This is a genomic window from Domibacillus robiginosus (assembly GCF_000966195.1).
Lineage (GTDB): Bacteria > Bacillota > Bacilli > Bacillales > Domibacillaceae > Domibacillus > Domibacillus robiginosus.
This window is the reverse complement of sequence record NZ_LAHL01000017.1, coordinates 1-12,441: the sequence shown is the minus strand read 5'-3', so window position 1 is coordinate 12,441 and position 12,441 is coordinate 1. Positions and strand designations below refer to the sequence as shown.

The 12,441-nt window shown below is 42.9% G+C and carries 15 protein-coding genes; 7 read left to right on the top strand and 8 right to left on the bottom strand.

The genetic code is table 11. The features are described 5' to 3' along the window. The first annotated feature begins 11 nt into the window (after nt 1-11). Nucleotides 12-1,130 carry an MGDG synthase family glycosyltransferase gene (locus tag VP97_RS12165; RefSeq protein WP_050182164.1) on the top strand — a complete coding sequence of 373 codons (1,119 nt, stop codon included), beginning with the start codon at nt 12-14 and terminating at the stop codon, nt 1,128-1,130. 90 nt (nt 1,131-1,220) lie between these two features. Beyond that, nucleotides 1,221-1,835 (top strand): DedA family protein, encoded by a 615-nt coding sequence (locus VP97_RS12160; RefSeq protein ID WP_050182163.1) that lies wholly within the window; start codon nt 1,221-1,223, stop codon nt 1,833-1,835. Between the two features lie 60 nt (nt 1,836-1,895). On the opposite strand, the gene VP97_RS12155 is transcribed toward VP97_RS12160, so the two are convergent. Continuing rightward, the gene (locus VP97_RS12155) at nt 1,896-2,780 is read right to left on the bottom strand and encodes a diacylglycerol/lipid kinase family protein (protein ID WP_050182162.1); all 885 of its coding nucleotides are present in this window, start codon (nt 2,778-2,780) and stop codon (nt 1,896-1,898) included. An 18-nt stretch (nt 2,781-2,798) separates the two neighbouring features. Next, complete coding sequence (locus VP97_RS23855; protein ID WP_156153485.1) at nt 2,799-2,957, bottom strand: Lmo0850 family protein; 159 nt, start codon at nt 2,955-2,957, stop codon at nt 2,799-2,801. 184 nt (nt 2,958-3,141) lie between these two features. Between VP97_RS23855 and cls the strand changes: the two genes are divergently transcribed. After that, nucleotides 3,142-4,590, top strand: a complete 1,449-nt coding sequence (cls, locus tag VP97_RS12150) for a cardiolipin synthase (RefSeq protein ID WP_050182188.1) — start codon at nt 3,142-3,144, stop codon at nt 4,588-4,590. Nucleotides 4,591-4,878: 288 nt separating this feature from the next. Beyond that, on the top strand, nt 4,879-5,061 hold the full coding sequence (locus tag VP97_RS12145) for an SE1832 family protein (protein WP_050182161.1): 183 nt from the start codon (nt 4,879-4,881) through the stop codon (nt 5,059-5,061). A gap of 452 nt (nt 5,062-5,513) precedes the next feature. On the opposite strand, the gene VP97_RS12140 is transcribed toward VP97_RS12145, so the two are convergent. From VP97_RS12140 to VP97_RS12115, 6 genes are all read right to left on the bottom strand, one after another. After that, nucleotides 5,514-7,055 (bottom strand): polyamine aminopropyltransferase, encoded by a 1,542-nt coding sequence (locus VP97_RS12140; protein ID WP_050182160.1) that lies wholly within the window; start codon nt 7,053-7,055, stop codon nt 5,514-5,516. Nucleotides 7,056-7,067: 12 nt separating this feature from the next. Then, on the bottom strand, nt 7,068-7,463 hold the full coding sequence (locus tag VP97_RS12135) for a DUF350 domain-containing protein (RefSeq protein WP_050182159.1): 396 nt from the start codon (nt 7,461-7,463) through the stop codon (nt 7,068-7,070). 25 nt (nt 7,464-7,488) lie between these two features. Further along, nucleotides 7,489-8,049, bottom strand: a complete 561-nt coding sequence (locus tag VP97_RS12130; protein WP_050182158.1) for a DUF4247 domain-containing protein — start codon at nt 8,047-8,049, stop codon at nt 7,489-7,491. A 57-nt stretch (nt 8,050-8,106) separates the two neighbouring features. Further along, nucleotides 8,107-8,778 carry a PspA/IM30 family protein gene (locus VP97_RS12125; protein ID WP_050182157.1) on the bottom strand — a complete coding sequence of 224 codons (672 nt, stop codon included), beginning with the start codon at nt 8,776-8,778 and terminating at the stop codon, nt 8,107-8,109. Nucleotides 8,779-8,798: 20 nt separating this feature from the next. After that, nucleotides 8,799-9,308 (bottom strand): DUF4178 domain-containing protein, encoded by a 510-nt coding sequence (locus VP97_RS12120; RefSeq protein ID WP_050182156.1) that lies wholly within the window; start codon nt 9,306-9,308, stop codon nt 8,799-8,801. A gap of 119 nt (nt 9,309-9,427) precedes the next feature. After that, nucleotides 9,428-10,558: a YegS/Rv2252/BmrU family lipid kinase gene (locus tag VP97_RS12115; RefSeq protein WP_245629884.1), complete on the bottom strand. Its 1,131-nt coding sequence runs from the start codon at nt 10,556-10,558 to the stop codon at nt 9,428-9,430. Nucleotides 10,559-10,697: 139 nt separating this feature from the next. On the opposite strand from VP97_RS12115, the gene VP97_RS12110 reads away from it, so the two are divergent. The 3 genes from VP97_RS12110 to VP97_RS12100 all read left to right on the top strand — a co-directional run bounded on the left by VP97_RS12110 (nt 10,698) and on the right by VP97_RS12100 (nt 12,426). Then, nucleotides 10,698-11,111 carry a MerR family transcriptional regulator gene (locus VP97_RS12110; RefSeq protein WP_050182155.1) on the top strand — a complete coding sequence of 138 codons (414 nt, stop codon included), beginning with the start codon at nt 10,698-10,700 and terminating at the stop codon, nt 11,109-11,111. 36 nt (nt 11,112-11,147) lie between these two features. After that, the gene (locus tag VP97_RS12105) at nt 11,148-11,930 is read left to right on the top strand and encodes an HAD family hydrolase (RefSeq protein WP_050182154.1); all 783 of its coding nucleotides are present in this window, start codon (nt 11,148-11,150) and stop codon (nt 11,928-11,930) included. Between the two features lie 70 nt (nt 11,931-12,000). Beyond that, nucleotides 12,001-12,426 carry a hypothetical protein gene (locus VP97_RS12100; RefSeq protein ID WP_050182153.1) on the top strand — a complete coding sequence of 142 codons (426 nt, stop codon included), beginning with the start codon at nt 12,001-12,003 and terminating at the stop codon, nt 12,424-12,426. Nucleotides 12,427-12,441: the final 15 nt, after the last annotated feature.

The following is a 12,441-nucleotide window of genomic DNA, read 5'->3' as shown; positions in this document are numbered from 1 at the left end:
GTCAAGTTGAGATGAAAATTATTGTGCTTCCTTTATTTCGTCTGTCATCGGGCCATCACAAAGCAGCCGAAGCGGTTATTGAACACATTAGTATGGTTCGGCCGGATGCGCATATTCAAACTGTAGATATCCTTAGTTATTGCCATGAGTCGCTGGAATCTGTTGTCTCGAAAATGTACATGCAGTGGATCAGCAAAAAACCGGAATCGTACAGCAAATTTTATAAATCATTTATGTATACGCCAGACGGCAGAAGAAGCAACCAAATGCCTCTGCATGTGTGGGATAAATATTTTGAGTTTCGACTTGCCCGACTAATTGAAAAAGAGCGTCCCGACTATATTATCTGTACACATAGCTATCCATCAAAGCTGCTGAACCACTTGAAGCGCCAGAAGAAAGTTAGAGTCCCTGTGATCAACGTCTACACAGATTTTTTTGTCAGTGACGTATGGGGAAAACGCAATATAGATTATCATTTTGTGCCTCACCTGGAAGCCAAAAAGTGGCTTATAAGGCTCGGTGTTTCAGCAAGCCGCATTTATATAACCGGCATTCCGGTCCATCCTTCTTTTGCAACGGGACATGTCCGTTCAAAACATCGATCTATTCTTGTTGCAGGCGGAAACAGCGGCCTTGGACAGCTGGAAAAGCTGCTGCATCATTTGAATGAGCGTAAACTTTCTTATACGTATAAGGTACTGTGCGGTCACAATGAAAAACTGCGCGCACAAATTGAACAACTTGAAAATCCGCGGATTAAAGCCCTTCCTTATACAAGCAGCCGTGAAGAAATGAACCGGTTTTATGAAGAAGCGTCTGCGATCATTACAAAACCAGGTGGTATTACCGTTAGTGAAGTGCTTGAAAAAGAGCTTCCCGTTTTTATTTCTGACGCCCTGCCCGGACAGGAAGAGTTTAATGCCGATTATTTAAAAAAACGGGAGCTTATTTACGAATTAACAGACGATCTTCCTGTTGAACAGCAAATTACGTCTATTATCGACAGTGATATTGAACGAGGAAAATGGAAAAAAAGGCTTGATCAATATAGTTTGGAAAAAGAACAAACGCTCACGACTACATTAACAGCCATTTTTGGGAAAGCCTCCTCGTCTGTTCCGCTTTAAAAGCGGGACGCTCATTTTAGTGGTGAACGTGTAACGACGCGTGCTATAATGTCACCCGAGACGAAAAACTTCTTCACGGAAAGGAATACTATGGAAAACTGGATTATTTCAATGATGGAGCAGTATGGACTCTGGGGCATTTTTTTCTTGATTGCACTTGAAAATATATTCCCTCCGATTCCGTCAGAAGTCATTCTTACCTTTGGCGGTGTGATGACCGGCCAAACCAATTTGACTGTTACAGGCGTCGTCCTGGTGTCCACAGCCGGATCGGTTGTAGGGGCTGTCATTTTATATGGTATCGGCTTAATACTCGATGTAAAAACAATGGAGAAAATTGTGGCTCGTTATGGAAAGTTTCTGCGTGTCAAAAATGAGGATATTCATCGGGCGGACGCCTGGTTCGATAAATATGGCGTTTGGACGGTGTTTCTTTGCCGTATGGTTCCGCTTATTCGAAGTTTAATTTCGATTCCAGCCGGTATGTCCAATATGAATTTTCTTTTATTTCTTTTGTTTACGACTGCCGGAACATTGATTTGGAATACAGTGCTCGTTAATTTAGGCGCTGCTTTTTCAGATTCCTGGCATACAGTCGTTGATTACATGGATGTTTATTCAAATGTTGTTTACGCGATTTTGGCTGTTATTTTCATTGCAGCGGTCATTTGGCTTATCCGTAAGTTCCGCAGTCGTTCTGTTTAAAAACGGACAAGCTCTTCTTCACCCAAAAAGCGTCCTGCCTTTTTTCAAGGGGGACGCTTTTTATGGTGAACCAATAACTTGAATATGCCTTTTCTTAATGCCGCATACAGCGGGTGTTACTGCGTAAACTTCTCCGTCCATATCAATCTGCATCGGGTGATTGGTTTGAATCGTGAAGGATTGAACTTGATGATGTTCAAGATTCGCTGCGTGCTCTCCGGTCTCTTTAATTTTCCTTGTTTGAAGCACTTCCTTTACAAGCGGAAATCCAGAATCTTTTACAATGATAAGTTCTAGATAACCATCTTCGTTATCCGCTTTAAAAGGAAGATCAAAGGCCCCGATATAATTTCCATTTAATGCTACAATCATCGCTGCCTCACCTTCAAGTTTCATTCCATCTGCTTCAATCATATAATAAAAAAAAGATGGATGGCGCACCATTTCAAGTGCACTTAAATAATAACTCATCTTGCCGAGCATTGTTTTCTTGGCTGGATCAATGTTTTGTGAAGTGTCTGTAATCATGCCGATCCCCAAAAAATTTGTAAAAAAACGGTCGTTCATGGTTCCAAGATCTATGGTACGGACAACGCCTGTTTTTAAAAGTCGGCAGGCCCCTTCTAAATCTTCTGGCACGCCGATCGCTCGACTAAAATCATTGCAGGTTCCTCCCGGCAGCACGGCAACAATAGGTCGTTTGTCCAGTAGGGAAATACCGTTTATACATTCGTGAACCGTTCCATCCCCGCCGTAGATAATAACAAGATCATAATCAGCAGCATTCATATAACACATTCGTTCCCCTGCTCCCGGCTCATTAATAATCTTCTGGTCAATACGCCCAACCGTTTCATGCAAAACGGAAATAACCTGCTCAATCACTGGCTCCTTCTGACTTCCAGCATGCTCGTTGTATAGTAAAAGCCCCCTCGCAAAACGCACAAATGGCACACCCCTCTCTTATCCTGTGTGGCAGGAAGTAACCGCCTTCAACGGAACTTTTGCTTCTCCACATTGCAGTGCACTCCACAGAGCTGCTCTTGACTTTGTAACAGTTGCTTTTACACCAAGCCTGGCAAGATTATCGACAATCTGTCTTGTCCGATCTGTACTCTTCATGATTATCCATCCTTTTCGCTTTTAATGGTTTATACGTTCCTTCTATAAAAGTGTTTCAATTTTTTATAATCTTTCTTTATGTTCCCCTTTTTTCCTTTTTCAATCCGGATATTTATGACTTTTTCGTGTATAGTGAAAGTGACTATTTTAATTGAACGGAACGGTGATAAACGTGATCATTGAATTGCATTTTTTCCCATGGATTGCTTACGTATTATTTGCCCTGAATCTTGCGCTTGCTTCAGCTATTATTTTTCTTGAACGGCGTGACGCAGGTGCAACCTGGGCCTGGCTGATGGTCTTGTTTTTCCTTCCGCTTCTTGGTTTTATTCTTTATTTGATCTTTGGACAGAATTTAAGCAGACAGCGGTTATTTGATTGGGAAGACAAGAAAAAGATCGGCATTGAAGAACAAATCAGCCATCAAAAAAGAGCCATTAAGCGCGGCATATATCAGTTTGCCAACCCGCACACTAAAGAAAATACAAAACTCATTTCCATGCTGCTAAGCTATAATGATGCGGTTTTATCCGAGGATAACCAGGTGTATATTTTCACAGATGGTGCTGAAAAATTTGATGCTCTTATGGATGACATGCGCAAAGCAAAAAACCATATCCATGTTCAATATTATATTTTCCGAAACGACCGGCTTGGTCAGGAAATTATTACTCTCTTAACCGAAAAAGCACTTTCGGGTGTAGAGGTTCGTGTTTTGTATGATGATATGGGTTCTAGAACGCTCCGGCGCAGACATTTTCGAAAACTGATTGAAGCAGGCGGTGTAGTAGAAACCTTTTTCCCTTCTCGTATTCCTTTGATTAACCTTCGGCTGAATTATCGAAACCACCGAAAAATCGTTGTAGTTGATGGACAAATTGGCTACGTTGGCGGCTTTAACGTCGGTGATGAATACCTGGGCAAAAATCCATCCTTTGGCTATTGGCGGGATACCCACCTGCGAGTGGAAGGAAGCGCCGTACACGCCCTGCAAACACGGTTTATTTTAGACTGGAACCAGGCATCTAAACGATATGACTTTATGTATGAAGAGCGTTTGTTTCCAGTCCCGGATGTAACAGGTGACACGGCGATGCAGATTGTAACAAGTGGTCCGGATTCTGAATGGGATCAGATTAAGAGCGGCTATCTTCAAATGATCTCAATAGCGAGAAAGTCTATTTATATCCAGACTCCTTATTTTATTCCAGATGCAAGCATTTTAGACGCACTTCGCATTGCCGCTTTGTCCGGAATTGATGTAAAAATTATGGTTCCCAACAAACCGGATCATCCTTTCGTCTATTGGGCCACTTATTCCTATGCAGGCGAGCTCTTAAAAGCAGGTGCTAAAATTTACATTTACGATGACGGCTTTATTCATGCTAAAACCATTGTGGTAGATGAAAAGTTAAGCTCCGTCGGTACAGCAAACATTGATGTTCGCAGTTTCCGGTTGAATTTCGAAGTAAATGCTTTTATGTACGATTACGAAACAGGAAGGCGGCTGGCAAAAATTTTCTGGCACGATATGACCGTTTCATTTGAACTGACACCTGAGCTGTACCAGCAGCGTTCTAAATGGATTAAATTCAAGGAATCTATTTCCCGCCTTCTATCACCCATTCTTTAAAGAAGCGTTTATCGCTTCTTTTTTTGTTGAAATTTCGTAAATAGTTTTTGAACATTTAGTGAACATATGTTAAAATGTATTTACAAACTATTTACGAGGTGATTGATATGGATCAACTATTGATGAGACGATTAAACAAACACGGACTTATTTTCGCGGCGGTCCATACGGTGTTTTTCTTAAACCTCGCTGTTGAATTTTTGATTTCCCGTTAAATAATCGAAGCTGTCTGTTCTATACAGACAGCTTTTTTATTTGGTAAACTAAAAGAAAAAAGGCGGGTTATCAATGAACAAGTTACAAATTGAATACAAAATTAGAGAGTTAAAAATGGACTATATGCGTGTACAGGGAGATATTGAAAAACTAGAATCTACCGGGCATGGCATTTTAAAAGCAGAAGAAAAGCTTGTTGAAATGGAAAAGGAATTAAAAGAATTGAACGAGCTCCTACTTAACGCAGAAAAATAAAAAAACAGCTTTCTTATCATTTAGCAAATAGAAACTTAAATGAATGGTTATCGATAAAAAGAGACTGACTCTACTTTTCTAGTTTACATCCAACACATTTGTGGACGTTTAGATCTCTAAGCAGTATGGGTCACCGTGCTTGGCCCTGGCGTAGAATAGGCGGCATCCACGGGGCTCCACTTTTCGCGGGGCAGCCGGTGGAGACTCCAATGGGACGAGCGGACAGGTGAAACAGTCGGCACACAGTGGCGCTGGTTCAGCGTTCGCCCCATAGGAAGGCGGAATCGGCAGACCGCAGCCCCTGACACTGCTTCTCAAAAAAACAGCGTGCTTCTATACGCCATGAAAAAATACAATTTTAGCCAAAAAAAAAAAAGAAATATCCTCTTGACGACTCTATTTTCCAACACTGTGAAAAGAGCCGGCTCCTGAACAGGAGCCGGCTCTTTTTATTAATAATAACGCCATGATTTTTCATATACTTCAATTAAATTTGGACGAATCAGTGTATTTGGCTCAATGTTTATCCCATCTTCCATTTCTGCATCCTCGTCTTTTCCGAACTTTGTTAAAGCAGGCAGCAAATCCGCCGTTAAATAACGCGTATCTTTCGTTAAAGACAATTCCTCTATATCAATGGCTTCTCGGGATGCCAGCACATACCCCCAGCCGCCAAAGCTCGGAATGTCTGCATGCAGATTTTCCGTTTTTAAGCCGGCTGCCTGAATGGTCCGGTCAATTGTCCAATATACCCGAGGAGCGAATACGGGACTTGTTGCCTGCACGATCATCGCTCCATCTGTTTGTAAGTGATTCCGAGCAAGAGAGTAAAATTCCTGCGTATACAATTTATTCAGCGATTCATTATTCGGATCTGGCAGATCAATAATAATGACATCATAAAAGCCGGCTGCTCTTTCTAAAAATTGAAAAGCATCTTCGTTTACAACTTTTACCCGCGGATGATCAAGCGAGCCTTTGTTTAAATCTGTTAACAAATGATTAGTGCGTGCCGCCTCCGTCATGGCAGGATCAAGATCAACAAGTGTGACCTCGCCAAGATCATCGTATTTCAGCAATTCTCTTACAGCCAGCCCATCTCCGCCACCAAGGACTAAAACGCGGTCATGACGGGCAGCAGCTGCCATCGTTGGATGAACAAGAATTTCATGATACCGATGCTCGTCCGACGAGCTGAATTGAAGCTGCCCGTCCAGATACAGCCTCGTATCCCCCTGTTCTCTCGTCAAAATAATTTTCTGATAAGCAGTTTGTTCAGAAAACACAACGGGATCTTTGTACAACTTCTGTTCAAAGTGAAAAGCTGCTTCCTCGCCGACCAGTGCTCCTGCAATTAAAACCATCAAAAAGATGATTCCTGCTGCGGCATGCAGCCCAAATCGTTTTAATTCATGTTTAAATTGAAAAACAATCCATAGTGCCACAGCTGTATTAATCATCGCCACAATAAAAGAGGTTTTCACAAGGCCAAAATAAGGACGAAGCAAAAATAAAAACAGCAGGCCGCCCACCAGCCCGCCAGCGTAGTCAGAGAACAGCACTTTGGCTGCGCTTTTTTGAAGAGATACACCAATCTCGTTTGCTTTCCGGATTAAAATCGGCAGTTCTACACCCGTCAATGTACCAACGATCAGTGTTACTCCGTATAGGAATAATGCATCTGTTCCATCTGGCAAGTAGGCTGTGACTCCAAACAAAAGCAGGGCAGAAAATCCACCAATGATCCCAATTCCATACTCAATCCAAATAAATGAAGCGATTAAGTGGCGGGTTACTTTTTCACTTATATATGCGCCAATACCCATTCCGGTTAAAAAAAGGGAGATGGTGAGCGTATACTGCTTCACTCCATCTCCTAAAATGTACGAACCGAGTGCACCGAACAGTACTTCAAAAATAATGCCGCATATTGAGACGATGCCCGATGCATAATAAATGGACCGGCTTTTCTGGATAGAACTTTTTTCAATCATCGAAACACCGCCCTATGAAATCGAAGCGCCAATAACAAACGCCAGCCCGACTGAAACAGAAAAAGAAACAATTCCTACTGCAAGATTGCCTGCTTTCAGCTGCTCTTCTACAGAAAAGCTTCTTGTCAGCAGTTCAAATAAGATATACGCTACAAGCTGCAGCACCATACCGAATAAACCCCAAATGATTGTTTCTGTAATGGTATCGTTGTGAAAAATAGAAAAAGTGATAATAATACAGATTCCGATAATCTTCCCACCGATTGATAGAGCCACCGCTGCATTGTTTTCTCTTATTTCGTCCCAGTCTTTATACTTTCTTGTGATTTGTTCAAACACAACCAGTCCAACTACAACTACTGCAACAGCTACTAAAAAATATAAAAGTGTCAGTAAAAATGGATTCACAGCTTCATTCCCTCATTTCATTTCATTATTTTCCTTCTCCCGGTCCGCCGCCGCGGAATGTCGAGCCACGGCCATACGAGCCGTTGGAAAATGTTCCTGTTCCGTAATAACCGCCGCCTGAATAGCAGTCGTCATTATTGTTTCGGCACCGATTTGTCTGCGTCCGCTCCCAATTTGAACCAAAACGCCCATTCAGTAAGGAGCCAAGGAGCATCCCTGAGAAAAAGCCGGGATTGTAGTGAGTACGGACAAACTCGTCTTCTGCTACTTCCACAAGCGTGGAGCCCGGATTTTCCGGATCTTCTGTTAAAATAATAAATTCATTGTCATACACAAGCACCTGGCGGCCATCCACTTCTTCTCCAACTTTCTCTGGCTGTTCTACATCGATTAGCTCGGATGCAGTATCCGCTAAGCTTTGATTTGTACGGTAAGTCATGGCTCGGTCGTTTGTATTTGTATTACTTTGTACGGCATCAACAAAAGTGTAGTTTTCATCAATGTAATCGTCTGCTTCCTGCAGGCCGCAGGCGGCAAGAAGAAACACTGATGCAGTCATCACAATCATCCATTTCTTTATTTTCATATGAAAACACTCCAAATGAACAGAAACGGTCCGCCGCAACAGGCGGACCGCGGTTCCTTATTCTTTTCCGAGTTTTTGCTTAAGGGCGGCAAGTTCGTCGTCTACTGCACTGTTTTTCTTTAAAGCAGCAAGTTCATCATCAAGGCTTCGTGAACCTGCACGTAAATCCTCTGACGTTTCTGCTTCTGCTTCATACTGCATTACTTTTTCTTCCATCCGTTCAAACCCGCGTCTTGATTCATCTCCGCCGATAGAAGACATGGCACGATTCATTTTCGTACGTGTTTTTGCTGATTCAGCACGTGCTTTCAGTGAATCTTTTTTCAGCTGCATTTCTTCGTACTCACGCTTCATTTCCGACAGCTTTTCACGCAGAGCGGCTACGTCCTCTGCTGCCTGTTTGTGTGCTTCCTTCATTGACTCCGCTTGTTTGGCGTGGTTATTTTTATCTTCAAGCGCCCGGCGTGCAAGATCCTCATTTCCGGCTTCAAGAGCATCAACCGCCTGCTGCTGGCGCTTTTCCACCATACTGTTTGCATCATCATATTTCTTTTTAAGCATCTTCTCATTTGCAAGCTGCTTGGCAACAGCCGTTTCGGCGTCGCGAATATCTGCTGACATTTCCCGCATAAACTGATCAAGCATTTTTACTGGATCTTCCGCTTTATCAAGTGCTGCATTCAGTTCAGAACCTACATATGTTTGTACGCGCTTAAAAAATTGAAACATGTTTTCTCCTCCAATGTTGGTTAGCTTCCCGCTAAAATAGTGATTTCATATTCTTCAATTTCGTATCCATAGCTGACTTCCACATCTCCGCCCCACACTTCTACAGACAAAAAGTGTTCTTCTGAATCGTCTGTATAGTCGTAGTAATCGACATTCTTGCCGTGGACATTTTCACTCCGGCCTTCTGCTTTTACATAAGCACGTCCGCTTTCTTCAAGATAATAGGTACGCTCCTCGTAGGTTATTTTTTTCGATCCCGGCTCTAAGCCAGGAATACGGACGGTTTTATACATGCCAACTTCCAGCTCATCATCGAGCTCGACACTCAGCCATAGTGTTTTTCCATCCGCAGCAAGCTGATAAGCATCCCACGTATAACCGCTGTCGTTGTAATGAATTTTCCCTGTCACCTGGTAATCCGCCAGGTCATAGGTGACAAAATCACCGATCCGCAAATTCAGCAGTGTTCGCTCCCTCGCTTCTGGTACTGTTTTATCGCCGCCTCCGAAAAGCTTTTTCCAAAACCCCATTTTCTCACCTCATTCTTATGTACGGAACCAGAACCGAACAGTTTCATTTTTTTGAATATAATAAAAAAATTTTAAAAAAAGAAAAACAAACGAACGGTTATTTTGTTACTATATTCGCTTTATGGAACAAATATATTAATGTGTCCTTGCAATACCTCGAGACTCAGCGGAACAGCACTTCCCATATCACCGTCTACATTTGCTTTCAGTTCTGTTGTAGAGCGGATATTCAGTTTTGGAGACCGAAAATACAAGACATCCGGATCTTCCTGCAAGTCCCCTTTTAATAAATTTGTGCCGATGCGCAACAATTTTGGCAATGCCACATCTTTAACAATAAAACAGTGAAAAAAGCCGTCCGATGCTTTGGCATCTGGTGCAAGCTTTTCAAATCCACCGACTGAATTTGTGAGGGCAGCCAGGAAAATAAGCGCTTCTTCCTCATACACCCTGTTCGTTGTTTCGATTGTTAGAGGAAATGGCGTTTTGTCCCGCAATGTTTTAAAGCCTTCTACAAAATAAGCGAGCGCACCCAGTGTTGTTTTTTGAGAAGACGTTACTTCCCCTGTTGCTTCTGCAATCCCACCAATGGCTAGAATATTTAAAAAATAACGGCCGTTCACTTTGCCAATATCAGCCGGCTTCGTTCTGCCGCCTAATACGGCAATAGCTTCCTCAGGTTCAAGCGGAATATGCAGTGCACGTGCAAAATCATTTACAGTACCGAGCGGGATAACGCCCATAGTGGGACGATGTTTTTGTTCAGCCAATCCATTCACTGTTTCATTCATCGTTCCGTCGCCACCCATTGCAATAACCGCGTCCAGCTGCCGTTCACAGGCCTCTTTTGCAAAAATCACCGCATCGCCTTCACCAGTAGTTAAACGTGTTTCCACTTCGTATCCCGATGCTTGAAGCTGCTTATAAATATGGTTAATATATCCTTCCGCCTGTTCTTTCCCGGAAGACGGGTTGGCAATAATCATCGCTTGCTTCATATTTCCTCTGCCTCCTTGTTTGCTCGATCGACGGTTACGGTAAAACTGCCCGGTGCCGAGTTCATCGTTTAGCAGCAGCTCCATCCTCTCCAGGTCCTGTTTATGGACCGGCGGATCCTGCTCTGACCAGTTCACAATGTAGATAAAATAATATTTGTGGATAAGCCGGAAAATGACATTCGACCGGGGAAATTGATCAAACACTGCCTTGACGTTATAACGCTTTGTATAGGTCCAGCTAATTAATTTCATAATGATTCACCTACCGGTTGTATACCCGGATTTTGACGAAAAGAACATGGCCGACTGCGCTTTTTCGCCAAAAGTAGTGGAAGGAAATCGGCGCCCTGGAGAGAATGGGTTTAAGAAGAATGTAAAGGAGGGATTTTCTGTGCACACTACAAAAGAAGCGGCCGCTGCTTTAAACATCAGTCCAACTACCTTAAGCAAATATGTGATTGCTCTTGAGGGAGCGGGCTTCCGGTTCGAGTCTGGACAACGGAATGCACGGCTGTTTGATGAAAAAGAAATGGCTACGCTGCGCCAGATGATCGAAACCGCCGCCTCCGAAGACCTTCCTCCCGGCCAGGCCGCCAATATGATTGGACAAACCGCCTACCTATCCTTGATTGAAGACCGCCTGTCTGCTATTGAACAGCGCCAGGAGCATTTGATGCATTTATATGATAACCTTTCTTCCCAGCTCGCACGCCTGCCTGCCCATCACATTCCCGATTATTCACCACCTTCTTTTTTTCTTTTACCGCGCCGAAAAGCAGGATTTTTGAATTTTTTGTCGAAGTAAGTAAAGAACTATGCTAAAAAGAAGGAGAACGTTACGTTGAAAAAAGCCGTTTTTTTTGATCTTGATGATACCCTGCTGGATGACAGAAAAAGCATCCAAACCGCATTTGATGTAACTTGCGGTGAATTAGCCGAAAAATACGAAAAGGAAGCAGCCGAGATAGAAAAATACGTCCGCGCGGCTGCTCATGCGCAATATCAAACATATGATTTTTACCCAGTCACTCTTTCCATTGGAATCAATCCATTTGAAGGGCTTTGGGGTAATTTCGGTGATGTTCACCATAATGGCTTTCGCTCCATGGGTGACCAAATTGCCGATTATCAATTAAAAGCATGGGAAAATGGCTTAAAGCAGGCTGGCATCCCCGCTTCTGAAGCAGAATGGGCACGCGAGCGTTTCCGTAACGTCCGCCGCAAATCTGCTTTTGTATACGAAGAAACCTTTGATGTGTTGAATACATTACGCGATAAAGGAATTCGCCTTCTGCTGTTAACCAATGGAGCTCCTTCGCTTCAATTGGAAAAGCTGACGATGACGCCAGAACTTGTTCCTTACTTTGAACACGTACTGATTTCCGGCCATTTCGGCTTTGGAAAACCGGAAAAAGCGATTTTTGATCATGCCCTTCGCTTAATGGAGCTTGAGCCAGGTGATGTTTTAATGGTAGGCGACAATCAAGGGACAGATATTTTAGGTGCGACACGCGCTGGTATCGAATCAGCCTGGATCAACCACGGAGAAGGAAAAATAGTGGAAGGAGCCAATCCTGTACACACATTGGGTCGTTTAAAAGATATTCTCTCATTGATTGAATAGGTTTATCCTGATAAAAAACGGGTAAATAATATTGAAAAAGAACAGTTACCTGTTTAGAGGAGAGACTTAAATGGAAAAGCATTTTGAACCATCCAAGCTGGATATTAAAATTTTTGATAAAAAAAACAGCCGCCCATTTGCGGAGGCGTCGTTAGACAATAAAGAAGTGTATGAGCTGCGTGACGATACGATGCGTACACCGATCGAAAAAGCAGAGGTTTTCGAACAGCTTCTTCAAACAGAAAACGCATGTGAATTATGGATTGTTCCTGTAACAGAGGCTACTTCCTCTTTTACTCAGTCCTTATCAGAAGAAAAAGCATCTGCCCTGTTCGGCATGTTATCGTCTTTTCGCGAAAACGTACAGCGTGACCGGACGTTCCTTGTAGTAGGGCCGGACTGCTCTGACAGCATGAAAAGTAAAGTGAAAGATCTCGGATATACGATCCTTCCATGCGAAACGGATGACCTTCAAGAAGTAACAGTAGAATATTAAAAAATATCCCGCCGG

What these genes read in the sequence shown, in the direction of transcription:
- VP97_RS12165 (WP_050182164.1), top strand. Translation starts at nt 12, where the DNA reads ATGAAAATTATTGTGCTTCCTTTATTTCGTCTGTCATCGGGCCATCAC.
- VP97_RS12160 (WP_050182163.1), top strand. Translation starts at nt 1,221, where the DNA reads ATGGAAAACTGGATTATTTCAATGATGGAGCAGTATGGACTCTGGGGC.
- VP97_RS23855 (WP_156153485.1), bottom strand. Translation starts at nt 2,957, where the DNA reads ATGAAGAGTACAGATCGGACAAGACAGATTGTCGATAATCTTGCCAGG.
- VP97_RS12145 (WP_050182161.1), top strand. Translation starts at nt 4,879, where the DNA reads ATGAACAAGTTACAAATTGAATACAAAATTAGAGAGTTAAAAATGGAC.
- VP97_RS12140 (WP_050182160.1), bottom strand. Translation starts at nt 7,055, where the DNA reads ATGATTGAAAAAAGTTCTATCCAGAAAAGCCGGTCCATTTATTATGCA.
- VP97_RS12130 (WP_050182158.1), bottom strand. Translation starts at nt 8,049, where the DNA reads ATGAAAATAAAGAAATGGATGATTGTGATGACTGCATCAGTGTTTCTT.
- VP97_RS12125 (WP_050182157.1), bottom strand. Translation starts at nt 8,778, where the DNA reads ATGTTTCAATTTTTTAAGCGCGTACAAACATATGTAGGTTCTGAACTG.
- VP97_RS12120 (WP_050182156.1), bottom strand. Translation starts at nt 9,308, where the DNA reads ATGGGGTTTTGGAAAAAGCTTTTCGGAGGCGGCGATAAAACAGTACCA.
- VP97_RS12115 (WP_245629884.1), bottom strand. Translation starts at nt 10,558, where the DNA reads ATGAAATTAATTAGCTGGACCTATACAAAGCGTTATAACGTCAAGGCA.
- VP97_RS12100 (WP_050182153.1), top strand. Translation starts at nt 12,001, where the DNA reads ATGGAAAAGCATTTTGAACCATCCAAGCTGGATATTAAAATTTTTGAT.